Source organism: Verrucomicrobium sp. BvORR034 (genome assembly GCF_000739635.1).
Lineage (GTDB): Bacteria > Verrucomicrobiota > Verrucomicrobiia > Verrucomicrobiales > Verrucomicrobiaceae > Verrucomicrobium.
Window position 1 is genome coordinate 74,317 of the sequence record NZ_BATQ01000141.1, and the last position, 14,540, is coordinate 88,856.

16 protein-coding genes are annotated in these 14,540 nt (G+C 60.9%); 15 read left to right on the top strand and 1 reads right to left on the bottom strand.

The window, feature by feature from the left end; translation table 11 throughout:
* Window positions 1–390 precede the first annotated feature (390 nt).
* From BV034_RS24635 to BV034_RS24680, 10 genes are all read left to right on the top strand, one after another.
* Complete coding sequence (locus BV034_RS24635; protein ID WP_050029621.1) at window positions 391–1,116, top strand: MIP/aquaporin family protein; 726 nt, start codon at window positions 391–393, stop codon at window positions 1,114–1,116.
* Between the two features lie 57 nt (window positions 1,117–1,173).
* The gene (glpK, locus tag BV034_RS24640) at window positions 1,174–2,727 is read left to right on the top strand and encodes a glycerol kinase GlpK (RefSeq protein WP_050029622.1); all 1,554 of its coding nucleotides are present in this window, start codon (window positions 1,174–1,176) and stop codon (window positions 2,725–2,727) included.
* 153 nt (window positions 2,728–2,880) lie between these two features.
* Window positions 2,881–3,237 (top strand): hypothetical protein, encoded by a 357-nt coding sequence (locus BV034_RS24645; RefSeq protein WP_265593426.1) that lies wholly within the window; start codon window positions 2,881–2,883, stop codon window positions 3,235–3,237.
* A 178-nt stretch (window positions 3,238–3,415) separates the two neighbouring features.
* Window positions 3,416–4,003 (top strand): hypothetical protein, encoded by a 588-nt coding sequence (locus BV034_RS24650; protein ID WP_265593427.1) that lies wholly within the window; start codon window positions 3,416–3,418, stop codon window positions 4,001–4,003.
* Between the two features lie 109 nt (window positions 4,004–4,112).
* Entirely contained in the window at window positions 4,113–4,322 is a 210-nt protein-coding gene (locus BV034_RS24655) for a hypothetical protein (protein ID WP_081888080.1), read from the top strand.
* A 59-nt stretch (window positions 4,323–4,381) separates the two neighbouring features.
* Window positions 4,382–4,939: a DUF6714 family protein gene (locus BV034_RS24660; RefSeq protein ID WP_063768891.1), complete on the top strand. Its 558-nt coding sequence runs from the start codon at window positions 4,382–4,384 to the stop codon at window positions 4,937–4,939.
* A 107-nt stretch (window positions 4,940–5,046) separates the two neighbouring features.
* Window positions 5,047–6,630 (top strand): glycerol-3-phosphate dehydrogenase/oxidase, encoded by a 1,584-nt coding sequence (locus BV034_RS24665; protein ID WP_050029627.1) that lies wholly within the window; start codon window positions 5,047–5,049, stop codon window positions 6,628–6,630.
* Window positions 6,631–6,674: 44 nt separating this feature from the next.
* Window positions 6,675–7,481 (top strand): segregation/condensation protein A, encoded by an 807-nt coding sequence (locus BV034_RS24670; protein WP_050029628.1) that lies wholly within the window; start codon window positions 6,675–6,677, stop codon window positions 7,479–7,481.
* A 383-nt stretch (window positions 7,482–7,864) separates the two neighbouring features.
* Window positions 7,865–8,215 carry a hypothetical protein gene (locus BV034_RS24675; RefSeq protein ID WP_050029629.1) on the top strand — a complete coding sequence of 117 codons (351 nt, stop codon included), beginning with the start codon at window positions 7,865–7,867 and terminating at the stop codon, window positions 8,213–8,215.
* Between the two features lie 14 nt (window positions 8,216–8,229).
* On the top strand, window positions 8,230–8,826 hold the full coding sequence (locus BV034_RS24680; protein ID WP_050029630.1) for a DUF4240 domain-containing protein: 597 nt from the start codon (window positions 8,230–8,232) through the stop codon (window positions 8,824–8,826).
* Between the two features lie 583 nt (window positions 8,827–9,409).
* On the opposite strand, the gene BV034_RS24690 is transcribed toward BV034_RS24680, so the two are convergent.
* On the bottom strand, window positions 9,410–9,598 hold the full coding sequence (locus BV034_RS24690; protein ID WP_265593428.1) for a hypothetical protein: 189 nt from the start codon (window positions 9,596–9,598) through the stop codon (window positions 9,410–9,412).
* Between the two features lie 169 nt (window positions 9,599–9,767).
* Here BV034_RS24690 and BV034_RS36395 point away from each other — a divergent pair, with 169 nt between their 5' ends.
* The 5 genes from BV034_RS36395 (at window position 9,768) to scpB (ending at window position 14,498) form a co-directional block, all read left to right on the top strand.
* Window positions 9,768–10,571, top strand: coding sequence for a hypothetical protein (locus tag BV034_RS36395; protein WP_050029633.1), 804 nt, complete (start codon window positions 9,768–9,770; stop codon window positions 10,569–10,571).
* A gap of 81 nt (window positions 10,572–10,652) precedes the next feature.
* Window positions 10,653–11,276, top strand: coding sequence for a GAF domain-containing protein (locus BV034_RS24700; RefSeq protein ID WP_050029634.1), 624 nt, complete (start codon window positions 10,653–10,655; stop codon window positions 11,274–11,276).
* Between the two features lie 63 nt (window positions 11,277–11,339).
* On the top strand, window positions 11,340–12,119 hold the full coding sequence (locus tag BV034_RS24705; RefSeq protein ID WP_265593429.1) for a S8 family serine peptidase: 780 nt from the start codon (window positions 11,340–11,342) through the stop codon (window positions 12,117–12,119).
* A gap of 77 nt (window positions 12,120–12,196) precedes the next feature.
* Entirely contained in the window at window positions 12,197–13,453 is a 1,257-nt protein-coding gene (locus tag BV034_RS24710; RefSeq protein WP_050029636.1) for a L,D-transpeptidase, read from the top strand.
* A gap of 352 nt (window positions 13,454–13,805) precedes the next feature.
* A complete protein-coding gene (gene scpB / locus BV034_RS24715) occupies window positions 13,806–14,498 on the top strand; it encodes an SMC-Scp complex subunit ScpB (RefSeq protein WP_050029637.1) in 693 nt (230 codons plus the stop codon).
* Window positions 14,499–14,540 lie beyond the last annotated feature (42 nt).

The following is a 14,540-nucleotide window of genomic DNA, read 5'->3' on the forward strand; positions in this document are numbered from 1 at the left end:
TGAGCTTCACCGCCCTGGCGAATCCAGTAGCAAGAAATGGTCTGCGGACCACTACCGAAGCCCCCGGCACGCAAGCTGTACTACTCAGGCGTCGAAAGGTTCTAGACGTTCACACGAGGTGCAACAGCGCTTTGCCACCTCCGTGATTTCCTTCAATCCCTCACCAGCACTTGGCGCTCACCACAAGCAGCTCTTCCGGCGTCATCGCTGTCTCAACCAGCGCAGCGCCTCAACTCTCTCCCCCTCCTCTTTTCACCATTGTCTCGCTCCAACGCTCCCGGTACAATCAACACTAATTCTTCAAAATAAACGCATCAGCAGCACGCTCCTTCCTCCGGGCATCCCAATAATTGCCGCACTGCTCATTCCAACATCCACCACCCACCCATCATGTCTCCCTACCTGGCTGAACTTGTCGGAACTGCCCTCCTCATCCTGTTTGGAAACGGCGTCGTGGCCAACGTGGTCCTGACCAAGTCCAAGGGCAATGGCGGTGGCTGGATCGTTATCACTGCGGGATGGGGCCTGGGGGTCATGCTCGCCGCCTATGCGGTGGGAAAGCTCAGCGGGGCCCATCTGAATCCCGCAGTCACCATTGCCCTCGCTGCCATTGGCAAGTTCAAGGCGGCCGACGTTCCCGGCTATCTCATCGCCCAGCTCCTCGGTGCCTTCCTTGGGGCCACGCTTACCTGGCTGGCCTATCTGCCCCACTGGGGCGCTACAAAGGACGCTCCCACCAAGCTGGGAGTCTTCTGCACCATCCCCGCCATCCGGAACCGCCTCTCCAACTTGATCTGCGAGATCATCGGCACCGCCGTCCTCGTCTTTGGTGCCCTTGCCATCCCCAGCAGCACGAACCTCGTTGATAACGGCTGGGCCACTGGCTTCGGCCCCATGCTCGTCGGCCTCCTCGTTTTCGCCATTGGCCTCTCTCTCGGCGGTCCCACGGGCTATGCCATCAACCCCGCCCGCGACCTCGGCCCCCGTCTCGCCCACGCCCTCCTGCCTATTGCTGGCAAAGGCTCCTCCGACTGGGGTTATGCCATCGTACCCATCGTTGGTCCCATCATCGGCGGCCTCGCGGGCGCCTTCCTCCACCGCGCCCTCTATGCCTGAGAGACTGGCGATCCTCTTTCACAATTCATCATTCCTAATTCCCAATTTATCATTTGTATGCCCTACATCATGTCCTTCGATGCCGGCACGACCAGCGTGCGGTCCATCCTCTTCGACCACGACGGAAAAATCTGTTCCGTCGCTCAGAAGGAAATCCGGCAGATCTTCCCCAAGCCCGGCTGGGTGGAGCACGATCCCCAGGAGATCTGGTTCTCCCAGATGGCGGTCGCTGTCGAGGCTTTGGGACGTGCCCGCATCCGCCCCAGTGACGTCGCCGGCATCGGCATCACCAACCAACGTGAAACCACAGTGGTCTGGGACAAGGAAACTGGTGAGAACATCTACAACGCCATTGTCTGGCAGGACCGCCGTACCGCCTCCATGTGCGACCAGCTTCGGGCCGCCGGGCATGACAAGGTGATCCAGAAGAAGACCGGCCTCATCCTCGATGCCTACTTCTCCGCCACAAAAGTAGCCTGGATCCTTGAGAACGTCCCCGGTGCGCGCGCCAAGGCCGAGGCCGGCAGGCTCGCCTTCGGCACCGTGGACTCCTGGCTCATCTGGAAGCTCACCAGCGGCAAGAACATCCACGTCACCGATCCGAGCAATGCCTCACGCACCATGCTCTACAACATCCACACGGGTGACTGGGACAAGGACCTGCTCAAGCTCTTCAAGATCCCTGCCAGCATGCTGCCAGAGGTACGCAGCTCCAGTGAAGTGTACGGGGAAGTCAGCACCTCCCTCGGCCTCGCTCACGTGCCTGTTGCCGGCATCGCGGGTGACCAGCAGGCCGCCCTCTTCGGTCAGATGTGTGTGAAGCCAGGTCTGGCCAAGAACACTTACGGCACCGGTTGTTTCATGCTCCAGAACATCGGCACCAAGCCTGTCGCCTCCAAACAACGCCTCCTCACCACGGTGGCCTGGCAGCTCGGCAGCAAAGGCAAGCTCGAGTACGCCCTGGAAGGCAGCGTCTTCATCGGCGGCGCGGTCGTGCAATGGCTCCGCGACGGCCTCCAGCTGGTCCGCTCGGCCCAGGAGGTCGATCTCCTCGCCGCCTCCGTCCCGGACAGCGGGGGTGTTTTCCTCGTACCCGCCTTCGCCGGGCTCGGCGCCCCGCACTGGGATGCCTACGCCCGCGGCACCATCGTCGGCCTCACCCGCGACACCTCCGCCGCCCACATCGCCCGTGCCGCGCTTGAAGGTGTTGCCTTCCAGGTGGCCGACCTGCTCGACGCCATGCACGCCGACACCGGCAAGAAACTCCCCGAGCTCCGCGTGGACGGCGGCGCCTCCCGCAGCGAGCCTCTCATGCAGTTCCAGGCCGACATCCTAGGCGTACCCGTCATTCGCCCCGCCGTGGTCGAAACCACCGCTCTCGGAGCCGCCTACCTCGCCGGCCTCGCTGTCGGTTATTGGAAAAACACCGCCGAAATCTCCACCCAGTGGCAGGTGGACAAGACCTTCGAACCTAAAATGCCCAAAGCCCGCGTCCAGGAGCTCCGCAGCCGCTGGAACGAAGCCCTTGGTCGCGCCAAGGAATGGGAACCGCATGAAGCGAAAGGAGCAGCAGGGAAAAAACGCGCAGCACGGAAAGCCGGTAAGAAGTGAGGGGCTAGAGGTAAGCAGTGGACGCAAGTGCAAGGTAGTAATACACCGCCGTCATCCTAATAGCAGCTTGGGGGAGCACAGGCCGCTGGCCTGCTTTTCCCGGCAGCCCGACGGGTCAGCCCACACACCTTTCGTGAACTCCACGCTCCTCTCATGAATCCCTCACCCTCGCCACCGCCTGCCGACATCCCTGTCCTCCCTGGACACTACCGGCGCACCTTTGGGTACTTCCTACCATGCTGGCTCGGCATGGCCGCAGGCATCGGTGTCTTCGGCCTCGGCCTCAAATGGAACTCCATCATCGTCCAGATCATCGGCGGCGTCATCGCCTTCGTCGCGTTCCTGTGGATGTTCCGAACCTTCGCCCGCGCCAACTCGGCGCCCTGCCCGAGTTGCTCAACTCCCATGTCCCAAGGTTGGGATGCGAAGAAGAATCAATCGGATGGCGTCTTCGTATGTCCCGATTGTAAGAGCCGCTGGCGCACCCGTGCCGTCTGGGGATTTGAGTGACTGATCGGCACCTTGTCTGCTCTACGCAGCCCCCATTCCACGACGCAGTGGAGCGCGCATCTTGCGTGCCACCTTCTGTATCCTGCAGAAGGCCCGCTCTCGCGACAGATCTCCAATCACCCCACCATTCGCGTTCCCGCAATCCAGCCCTACAATGGTGACACCACCCATCCACCCCATGCAATCCTTCACTCCCGAGCACATGGCTGCCATGGTCGCGGCGCATCAAGCCCTCCAGGAAAAAAACAACCGGATGAGCGACTATGATGCCGGAATCGATGCAAAACTGAAGGATGCCCTTGGTCTGCAGTGGCACTTCGCATCCGAGGAGCAGATACATGAAATTCTCAGCCCATGCCAGCAGGACTGGAGAATGCTTCGCTACTTCTATGAAACTCTTTCCAACGACGGCGACTTCTTCCGCCGCGTTTCCATGATTTACAACCATCCCGAGGCATTCCGCGCCATCGGAGCATTCAAAACACTGGAGGCCGCCGGGGCGCTGAGAGAATACTACGGCCAACAACGGGCGCTTGGCACTCCCGACGAACAGGAGGCCTATTGGGAGCAGACCCGCGAACAGCGCAAACCCATTGAGCGGCAGGCTGACAGCGTCCTCGAACTGGCCGATCTCTTGATCAGCTTTGCCGAGGCCAATCCCGATGAATTCGCATCGATTCCTGCTGGTGATCCCTTTGAACACCTTACAGAGCATCTGGCGGCCATGAAACAACGCATCATCGACGCGAGATCTCACACAGACTAGTGACCCGCAGCCGCACAGGTCACGACGACACTCCTGCTCCTCACCAGCCGAAACCCATCCGGCAGCGCCATGATCGTGCCCCACCACTCGCCTCATCATTCTCGGGTGCGTGCCCTCCACCTTGCACGAGATCGTCGAGTACCGTCCCAGCGACATCGAATGGAAAGTCACCGCCGGCATCTGGGCCCTGGAGCTTATCATTTATACCTTGTTCATCAAGATCGCAGCCGGTATCCTTTTAGACAGAACCAAAATGCAGGCCCAGCCGGAACCTGCTCCTCCCATTCAAAACGCAACTACGCCCTCTCATCCCGCGTAACCTCTAAAACCGCGCTCAGCCGGGCCGGCTAAACCAGGCTCTTGCGGCCTCAACCCCAGTTGTCCTCACCTTCGCCAGAACGAATCACTGAGTTCCGTGCCCGAAGCAACGACGGAGTCGTCATGGGGGACGCGGAAATACCTGCGCCCGGCGAGCAAAGAGCCCAGCAGATCATCGAAATGATCGATGCCGCCTTTTCACGGGTGACACTCGGGAATGGTATTGGATTGCACCAAGCCCAAGGTCTGGATGACTATGCAGACGAAAGGACCTGCGCTGCATTGCGTGCCAAGGATGAAAAAGCCGACTGGCATCGGATTGACCGCAACACGCTGAACGCCTGCCACAGCAGCCTCAGCTTCTTTGACGGGGAAGGCATGCGGTTCCATCTACCCGCATTTCTGATCGCCTCCCTTCTTCAGGACGAAGACTACGGCACTATCTACAGACTTACCGACCTCTCATCACATAACCTGGAAAAGTTCAAGCTGCTTGACCTCGCCCAACGGGAATCAGTCCGCTGTTACATTCACCACCTCACCAACAGCCCTGACTGCCGGATCAAACAGAAAGAAGCGGTCCAAGCCCTCGCCTATTGGTCCCTTCCAGCCCCCTGACTTTCCACTCCGTCGAAACTTCTCAACCAGGCGCTTGCGCCGTCTCAACCAGCGTAGCGTCTCAACAGCCGCGCAGCGGCATCTCAACTCCCCTTCCCCCTCCTCCTATGAATCGCTCCGAAATGCTCAAGTCGGTCCAGGGTCATCAAGGCATCTGGGACATTGTCGTCATCGGCGGCGGAGCCACCGGGGTGGGCGTGGCGGTGGACGCGGCCACCCGGGGCTACAGCGTGCTCCTGCTTGAGCAGCACGACTTGGGCAAGGGCACCTCCAGCCGCAGCACCAAGCTGGTGCATGGCGGCGTGCGCTATCTTGAGCAAGGCAATGTCGCGCTTGTGATGGAGGCGCTCAAGGAGCGCGGCATGCTCCGGCAAAACGCCCCGCACCTCGTCACCGAGCTGCCTTTTGTCGTCCCCAGTTATTCCTGGTGGGAGGGTCCCTTCTACGGCATCGGACTGAAGCTCTACCAGATGCTCTCCGGCAAGTACGGCTTTGGCCCCTCCCAGTTCATTTCCAAGGAGGAAACCCTGCGCCGACTTCCCAATGTGAAGACCGAAGGCCTCGTGGGCGGGGTGGTATATTACGACGGACAGTTCGATGACTCACGCCTGCTCATCAACATGGCCGCCACCGCCGCCACCCAGGGCGCGGTGCTGCTGAACTATGCTCCAGTCACCGGTTTGAGGAAAGGACCCGACAACCTGGTTCACGGTGTCACCTGGCAGGATCTCGAGTCCGGCCAGACCTTTGAGGCCGATGCCCATGTGGTCATCAACGCCACCGGCCCTTTCACCGATGCCGTGCGGAAGCTCGCTGACACCAACATCACGCCCATGATCGCCCCCAGCCAGGGTGCCCACATCGTGCTGGACCGATCCTTCCTCCCCGGCGACACCGCCATCATGGTGCCACACACCAGCGATGGCCGCGTCATGTTCGCCATCCCCTGGCACGGCCACACTCTGGTGGGCACCACCGACACGGCCATCGACCACGCCCCGCTGGAGCCGGTGCCCATGGACCAGGAGATCGAGTTCATGCTGGCTACGGCCGCCCTCTATCTGGACAAGAAACCCACCCGGGCAGACATCCTGAGTGCCTTCGCCGGCATCCGCCCCCTGGCCAAGGTGGGCGATGGTAAAAACACCGCCTCCCTTTCCCGGGACCACACCATTCACATCGACCAGAGCGGCCTGCTCAGTATCGCCGGCGGGAAGTGGACCACCTACCGCAACATGGCCCAGGACTGCGTGGACCAGGCCGCCACCTTGGGCAACCTGCCCGACAAGCCCTGCGTCACCAAGACCCTCAACATCCACGGCTACCACACCCACACCGCCGATCTGGGCCCGCTGGGGGTGTACGGCACCGACGCCCACGAGATTCAGGCCCTTATTACGGAGGATCCGTCCTTGGGCGAGCCACTCGATCCCGCCCTCCCCTACACCGCCGCAGAGGTCATCTGGGCCGCGCGTCGGGAGATGGCCCGCACCGTGGAGGACATCCTCTCCCGCAGGACCCGCGCCCTTCTACTAAATGCCCGCGCTGCCTTTCACATGGCACCGAAGGTGGCCACCCTGCTCGCCCGGGAACTGGGCCGCGATGCCGCCTGGGAAAAGTCACAAGTTGCTGATTTTGAATCCGTCGCCCGCGGCTACCTAGTCTCCACCGAGCCACCGACCGCTGCCTGACGCACAATACTTGCGTCACCGCCAACACCGTTCTATGTGGAGCGGTGGAAAACACGGACAGCGACTACAAGGTTAAGCTCGAAATCTTCGAAGGCCCTCTCGACCTCCTTCTCTATCTCATCAAGAAAGATGAGATCGACATCTATGATGTCAGCATCGAGCGCATCACCAGCCAGTACCTCGGCTATATCGAGACCTTCAAGGCTCTCAACATCGAACTCTCCGGCGAGTTCATCGTGATGGCGGCCAATCTGATGTACCTCAAGAGCCGCACCCTCCTGCCCAAGGACGTGCAGCCTCCTGATGAAGAAGCCGATGAGGAAGATCCCCGGTGGGAACTCATCCGCCAGCTTGTGGAGTACAAGAAGTTCAAAGACGCCGCCCAGTTCCTCCATATCCGTGACAGCTCGGGCGCGGAGTTCTTTGCGGCCAACCCCGAACTGCCCGACCTCAACGCTCCGGTGGAAGGCCTCCCGCAGATCGGCATTTTCGACCTCATTCGCGCCTTCCAGAAGGTGCTCAAGAAGTTCGAGGACGTACACACCCTCCGCGAAATCGTGGACGACCGGTGGACGGTCAGCGACAAGATCGACTACCTCCTCTCCGTCCTCCCTGTGGGCGGCAAGGTGCCCTTCATGAGCCTTTTCACCGAGGCCACCAGCCGCAGCGAGGTGATCATCACCTTCCTCGCCATGCTGGAGCTCATGAAGCTCAACTTCCTGAAGATCGAGCAAGAGCGCGTGCTGGGTGAGATCTTCGTTATCCGCCCTTCCGACAAAGTCTTCACCCAGGTGCCCATGGACACCTTCGACGGCACGGACTACACCAGCCAGCCGGCTTTGTCAGAGTAGCGCGAAGGACCTGCAGTCAGTCCGCGTCGTCGCACCTGACGTAAACCTCCACCATTTCCACTCCCAAAAAGCGGCACGCACAGCGTGCCGCTTTTTGCGTTCAGGCGGCTGCAGGCCTCAGCCCCATCACGCACTCGTAGCTGTGTTCGTGAGAACGCCGCGCCCTATGCCCAACTGACACCCGCACCGCGCGCGAGCAACTTTTTTCCATGCCGCACAAAACCCGGATTGATGTATTTTGTGCGCTGATGATATCGAGAATTGCAACAGCGGCGCCCAACGACTCCCGTCTCGTGCCAACCTCCTTTCTCCAGCCGATTTCGCATCGCTGTTTTTTCCTCGCGTGCATTCTCCCCTTTTTGCTGCTTGCCACATCCTGCCGCATGCTTCCTCCACTTTCTGCTGAAGCGGCAGCATTCCACGATACGATCCCATGGACGAAGGAACAAGTCGAAGGCCTCACCGTGGTTTCCCTGGATCCCCACCACTACGCCTACATGTCCTTCAGCAAAGGAGGCTACGTCGCCGTTACCGCTGGATCCGGTGGCAAGTTTACCAGCCCCCTCCTGGGATGGCGGCTCATTCGAGGTCGGCTGTTTTTCTTCGACCCGATTGGCAAAAAGCTCGGCAGTGAGCTGTACCTCGTATCACTCACAAATGAGATCCTTACCGTTAGGCGATCGGACGGCAGCCTCGCGACGTACAAAGTCCATCCCACCATAGCCAGCGAATAGAAAACCCACCTCCCATGACGGAAGAACACTTCTGGCTGATCATCCAAAAGAGTTTTGACGCCTGCTCAGGAAAGACTGACGAGCAAGCCGGAACGCTGGCAAAAGAGCTGCGAAAACTCCTCCCTGATGAGATCGCAGCGTTCGCTCATCACGTTGGGGTCTATCATCGCCAAGCCTACTCTTGGGAACTCTGGGGTGCTGCCTATCTCATCAACGGTGGATGTTCTGACGACGGCTTCGCAGACTTCAGGTCCTGGCTGATCAGTCGGGGCAAAGACTGGTATCAGCAGGCCTTGATCAACCCTGACTCACTGGCGGATTACCCCGGCCTGGAATTCCGAAGCGCTTCGTTCGAGGAGTTCGCCTACGTAGCCTCGCAGGTTCACGAGAAACTTGCAGGCGACCTGCCCGAATCCTGCCTCAGTCTGGACCCAGATGAACCCGTCGGAACCGCATGGCCGGAGGATGACGAGAAAATATTCCGGACCCGTTGGCCCAAACTGTTTGCCCAATTTCCCATCGCCGAAAAAGGCGCCGCACCTGCCCCTTGGTTCAAGAGAATAATCTCATTGGTCTTTCCTGGGAATCGCGACCGCCCGGATCGCCGCTAGCCCAGCCTCACCGCCCCCCAGCATGACACGTCAGGAGATTGCAGATCAACTCGATGAGTACACAAGGTGCCGCATTCACCGCAGCAACGCAGGGCGTGAGCTGGCGACCATCTTCGGCACCCTGCTGTTCCTCGCAGTTGTCGGCAGAGTAACTTTCACTCGCGATTTCACACGCGATCATCCCGTCCTCACCAAAACCCTTGCGATCTCGATGCTCGCAGTCCTCTTTGGCGTGCTGATCGGCGTCTCCATGCTGTCCTCACGTCGCCTGCGCAGACATCTCAGCGAACACCCCCTCCCACGCTGCCCGCATTGTGAGGCCAGTCTTGGCCCCTTCGACCGCCCCATACTGGCAAGTACAGGCGCATGTCCGCATTGTTGCCAACCGGCAGTGAGTGATCCCATTGAGGAAAATGATACCCGCCCGCCTGAGTTTGGCCCGCTCGTATCCAAGGAAGCATTCAAAACCCGTCTGAATCAATTCTTCAATCGCAACCGAGCCTGGCGATTGTCAGCAGCTCTCGGGGTGATTCTACTGACGGTAGCTTGCTGGTACGTCTTCGCCAGCACGGTCACTCTAGACTCACTTCCAGCAAAGTCCGCTGGCCTCGTCGCGCTCATCGCCAGCCTCGCCCCCTTGTCTCTCTTCGCGCTTATTGCCAAACACCACCGCCGCCTCCAGATCCGTGCGGGTCTGGCCTGCCCCCGCTGCCAGCAGCCATGGGATGGCCGAACTTTGGGAACCAGCACCTGCCCCGGATGTGAACTTCAAATCATCGATCGAAAATCCTATTTCCGCATCCAAGCGTCAGGATTCTCCAGTGAGGGAGAGTCGTCTCCATAACCAAACGGCCTCGCCCACACCGTCGCTTGTCACCTCTTCCGATACTCCGCTGACCTCCGGGTTCCCCGGGCATGGCTGCTGCTGACGCGGTCAGTCCATGAAACCCCTTTTGCCCCTCGCTCTTTTTTGGATTGGGCTTTTCTGTCCTGCCCTGAAGGGTGCCACCCTGTTGTTCAGCCACCAGGGCAGCACCAATCCCACCACCGAAGGCTGGTCGTCAGCCCTCACTGGTTCAGGCACAGGACAGGCCGTCACCTCCAGCTCCACCAATGCCTGGCAGGTCATGGAGCCCGGGGGAGGCAATGCCTTGACCTACAATCAGAACCTCACCAGCCCGCAGCTCACCCAGGCTCTCACCACCGGCTGGGAACTCTCTGCCTCCATCCAGTACGTGCCCCCCAATCCCCTTGGAGCGACAGCGCTATCCAACAACGCGTGGTGCACACTCCTCATCAATGAGGGCGTCGTGGTGAATGGCACCCAGAAGCGCACCCTGTACGGCCTGTACTTTGGCAACGATGCCTCCGGCAACACCCTGGTCCGCCTCTACTCCGCCGGCTCCACCTATACCGTCTCCTCCGGCTTTCACGACTACCGCATCGTCTACGATCCGGTGCTCGGCAATGCCTCCTTCTACATCGACGGCACCCTCACCGCCTCCGGGTATGAAGGCACGGAGATCGACAACACCGCCGTCTCCCGCGTGTACTGGGGAGACAACACCACCTCCTCCGTCACCCCGGGACGAGGAGCCAACTACGCCTACGTCGGCTTCTCCGTCGACACCGTGCCCGAGCCTTCGCGGGCCATGCTGGTCATACTCGCCTTCACCCTCATTTCCCTCCGCCGTGATCGCCGCCCCCGAGCTCTCCATCCTGTCAATCTTTCCAAATCTTGTTAATCCTGTCCTTCCATCGCCCTCCCAGCCCTGACCCCACAATTCCCGATTTACGCCCACGCGGTTCCCGACTAGACTCCCCTCATGTCCTCCGCCTACGGCGACTTCTCCACCACCACCACCATGCGCTGGCTGCCGGAGCCGCGGGTGGTGCCGCTTGTTCCGGCCATTGAGGAACGCGTCACCCAGTTTGCCGGGCTCATCCGCGCGGCCAATCTCCAGGAGTTTCTGGACCCCCTCATGACGCGGCTCATCCACGACTGTTTCCGCGATGCAGGAGCTCACGAGGGCGTGATCTGGCTCATGGACACCTCCGGCCGCAACCTCCTCTGCGCCCATCAGGAGGGCCCCGTCTCGGGACGCCTGCTCAGCTTTAGAATGCCTGTCGACAGTGGCGTCGCCGGCATGGTCCTCGCCACCCAACAGGCCTTTTGTGAAAACAACCTCAGTTCCAACCCGTCCGGTGCCAGCAAGCTGGACGAAGTGCTGGGCGTGATCGTCTGCAGCCGCATCCTCTCCCCGTTTTTCATCTCCGGCCAAATGCGTGGGCTCATCGCCTGCTACCGCACCAAGGCGAATCAGGAGGCACCGGAGCCACCTGCATTCGAACCCGATGCGATGGAGGAAGTCACCCTCCTCACCCGGTTGCTCGGTCGCCTGCTGGATCACAAACTTCTCTGCGCCGCGATCGGCGTGGATGAAAGCTAATCCCTCCCACGTCGATTATTCATCGTGGGTTCGTGGATCACACCAGAACAAGCCGCCGCCGCCATGAGCCGTGGTCGCGGCCATGGCATTCGCATTGCCGTGCTGGACTCCGGAGTGGAATGGAGCCACCCGGATCTTGCCAAGGTGCGCCGCGCCGATGACCTCGTCATCGTGGAGGAAGACGGCCGACTGGAGGCGGTGCCCGCCCCGGCGGGAGGCGAGGATGTCTTCGGCCACGGCACCGCCGTCGCAGGCATCCTGCACGAGATCGCGCCAGAGGCAGAGATCGGTAGTTTCCGCGTTCTGGATCTGCGCAATCAGTCCCAGAGTGAGATGATCTGCTTCGGTGCCCAGCTTGCCATCGAGCGTGGTTACCACATCCTGAACTGCAGCTTCGGTGCCCGGCTCAAGGCGCAGGTGCTCATGTTCAAATCCTGGGTGGACCGCGCCTACCTCAGCGGTCACCACGTCGTGGCCGCCTGCAACAACGAAGACTTCCGACGTGCAGAGTGGCCCGGAGATTTCACCTCAGTCATCACCGTCAACATGCTCGCCACGCCGGAGCGGGAGTGCCTCTTCCGCAACCAGCCAGGCACTCTGGTAGAATTCGCCGCCTTGGGCGTGAATGTGAACGTTCCATGGAAGGGCGGGATCCGTCGCGACGCCTCCGGCAGCAGCTTCGCCGCGCCCCGGGCCGCCGCCCTGCTCGCACGTATGCTTTCCATCTTCCCCCATCTGTCTCCCCTGCAGGCGAAGGGACTGCTTCACCAGATCGCCAGCGGCCTCCCTCCGCGCAAACGACTTCAACTTCCAACTGCCCTGTCACAGACAATTTCTGGTTGACATGCACTCTACAACAGTGCGTAGGGCAAAGTTCCTGCTCTCACCTGCGTACTTCTGCCATTCTCACCCCTACCGTCATGTCCGCCGTTGCTACCACCGCCACCTCTCTCTCGATCCTCGTTCCGGCCGCGCTGCTGCCGGGTGAAGGAGAGGATTTGTCCTTTAATGCTTTCGACACGACCGCTCCCGCAGCGGGTCAGCTGTTCAAGGTCTTCCAGCACTTCGCCGCCCCCCGCGCTGGCGAGTTCCTGCTCGACAACGGCGATGTCCAGTTCAACGGCGAGCTGCATGAAGAAAGCAGCCTGCAGTTGATTCAGGTCTCCAGCGATGAGGAATCGGGTGAGCCCCACATCAATGTTCGCCCCGCCATGAGCCACTTCGACTGGGCTGGAGTCATGCAGGAAGTTTCCGACGCCCTGCTGGACGAGCACTTCCTCGGCACACCTGAGGAACTGGCCCGCGTCTTCACCGAAGCTGTCCGCGAGATGGCCGGCATCGCCGCCCTCGGCTTTGCAGGTGAGGCCGTCCCCCTGCTCACTTTGCGCCAGCATCCTGAGACTCAGGGCGTGGGCGTTTCCTTCCTGGGCATCTGGCTTGCCGACAGCCGCACCATGGCAGAAATGCGCTCCTCCCTGCCCGGACAGTCCTGGCATGACGGTGCCGCCGCCGGCCAGAACCACTACATCCTGCTCGACGCCGCTGAGGTGGAAGGCCGCGGCCTCAAGGAAGCCCTGCTCAGCGCCGCCATGCTCGCCCTCGTCTTCGGCGGGGCCTCCGCCAAGGCGGATGACGGCGTCAGCGTCGGCCGCCCCACCGGTGGCAAGTTCACCTCCTTCTTTCAGCGCGACACCCGTGCTGGCGACAAGCTGGAAGTAAAGACCCAAAAGCTCGTGCAGGACGCCCCCCGCTACTATCGGGACGTGCTGGACCGCGAACACTCGGATCTCCGCATCGTGGTCAACATTGGTGCTCAGCGCGCTTTCCTCGTGAAGGACGGCCAGATCGCCTTTGAGACCCCCATTTCCACCGGCCGCGGTCCCCGCATGACCCCGCGTGGCACCTTCAAGATCACCGAGAAAATCCGCAAAGGAAAGATCTCCACCATCTACAAGTGCCCCCTTCCCGGCTGGATGCGCGTGGGTGAAATGCCCATCGGCATGCACGAAGGTGAACTCCCCGGCTATCCCGCCTCCCACGGCTGCATCCGCATGCCCTTGGAAAGCGCCCACTTCATCTTCGACCGCGCCCCCGTCGGCACCACGGTCCAAATCGTGGATTCCTGGTCGCCCCCGGTCGCCGGCTCCACCGCCCCTCTTGTGGCGACAGCGAATTGAGCCCGAGCTACCAAGTCTCGCTAAGTTTCCCCCACAGCCCCTTCCACCCGGAAGGGGCTTTTCGTTTCCCTCCTGAAAGGCGGGCGACACCAGACCCCAGACCTGAACCAACACGACCTTGCAAACCTTTGCCTCATACCCAGCCACCCCTCCCCCTCATTCCGTAAATTCTGTTAATTCCGTCTAAAACGCCCCGGTGTCTTCCAACGGAGCCCCTCTCCCCATCTTGTTAATCTCCTCCAGAATCTTGTTAATCCTGTCTCTAAAATCGTCTCTTGGTCCCAGCGAAATCAAAACTTGAACTTTGTCCTTCGCTCCCCACATTCACCGTTCCCCTCACCTCGCGCATCGCATGGACCTTACCCGGATCGTTGAAGCCCTGCTTTTCGCCACACAAGAGCCTCTCTCTGTTGTGGAGATGGGCCGTGCCATCCGGGAAACCGCGCGCGAGGCCAAGGAGTTCGCCCAGGAAAACAACGTCGAGGTGGACGAGGAAAAGGCTGCCATGGAGGCGGCCACGGACGACCAAGTGCGAGAAGCCTTGGACAAGCTGGTCGCCCACTACGAGCAGGATGGCCGATCCTTCACGGTCATCGAGCGCACTGCTGGCTGGCGACTTTGCGCTCGCGGCGAGTTCGGCGAGTGGTGCCGCGCCCTCTACCCCAGCAAGAAGCCAGCCCGGCTCAGCGCTCCCGCTTTGGAGACCCTGGCCATCATCGCGTACCGCCAGCCCATCACCAAGTCCGCCATCGAAGCCGTCCGCGGAGTCTCAGTGGACGCCATGGTGCAGCAGCTGCTGGATCGCAACCTGCTCAAGGTTGACGGTCGCGCCGATCTCCCCGGACGCCCCCTGCTTTTCTCCACCACCGATCTGTTCCTCGATCACTTCGGCATCCGCCACTTGGACGACCTCCCCAACGCCGCCGAACTCCGCCGCGTCAAGCTCCCCACCCCCGAGGAGACCGTCGAAAGCCCCAGCCCAGAACTGGCCGAGGCCAAGGAAAAAGAGAAAAAGGCCGAGAACGCCATGGAGCTGGGGCTGTAAGAGGCCTGCTTCGCAGAAGTTTTCAGTTTCAAGTTTTCAGCG

What these genes read in the sequence shown, in the direction of transcription:
- BV034_RS24635 (WP_050029621.1), top strand. Translation starts at nt 391, where the DNA reads ATGTCTCCCTACCTGGCTGAACTTGTCGGAACTGCCCTCCTCATCCTG.
- glpK (WP_050029622.1), top strand. Translation starts at nt 1,174, where the DNA reads ATGCCCTACATCATGTCCTTCGATGCCGGCACGACCAGCGTGCGGTCC.
- BV034_RS24645 (WP_265593426.1), top strand. Translation starts at nt 2,881, where the DNA reads ATGAATCCCTCACCCTCGCCACCGCCTGCCGACATCCCTGTCCTCCCT.
- BV034_RS24650 (WP_265593427.1), top strand. Translation starts at nt 3,416, where the DNA reads ATGCAATCCTTCACTCCCGAGCACATGGCTGCCATGGTCGCGGCGCAT.
- BV034_RS24665 (WP_050029627.1), top strand. Translation starts at nt 5,047, where the DNA reads ATGAATCGCTCCGAAATGCTCAAGTCGGTCCAGGGTCATCAAGGCATC.
- BV034_RS24675 (WP_050029629.1), top strand. Translation starts at nt 7,865, where the DNA reads ATGCTTCCTCCACTTTCTGCTGAAGCGGCAGCATTCCACGATACGATC.
- BV034_RS24680 (WP_050029630.1), top strand. Translation starts at nt 8,230, where the DNA reads ATGACGGAAGAACACTTCTGGCTGATCATCCAAAAGAGTTTTGACGCC.
- BV034_RS36395 (WP_050029633.1), top strand. Translation starts at nt 9,768, where the DNA reads ATGAAACCCCTTTTGCCCCTCGCTCTTTTTTGGATTGGGCTTTTCTGT.
- BV034_RS24700 (WP_050029634.1), top strand. Translation starts at nt 10,653, where the DNA reads ATGTCCTCCGCCTACGGCGACTTCTCCACCACCACCACCATGCGCTGG.
- BV034_RS24705 (WP_265593429.1), top strand. Translation starts at nt 11,340, where the DNA reads ATGAGCCGTGGTCGCGGCCATGGCATTCGCATTGCCGTGCTGGACTCC.
- BV034_RS24710 (WP_050029636.1), top strand. Translation starts at nt 12,197, where the DNA reads ATGTCCGCCGTTGCTACCACCGCCACCTCTCTCTCGATCCTCGTTCCG.
- scpB (WP_050029637.1), top strand. Translation starts at nt 13,806, where the DNA reads ATGGACCTTACCCGGATCGTTGAAGCCCTGCTTTTCGCCACACAAGAG.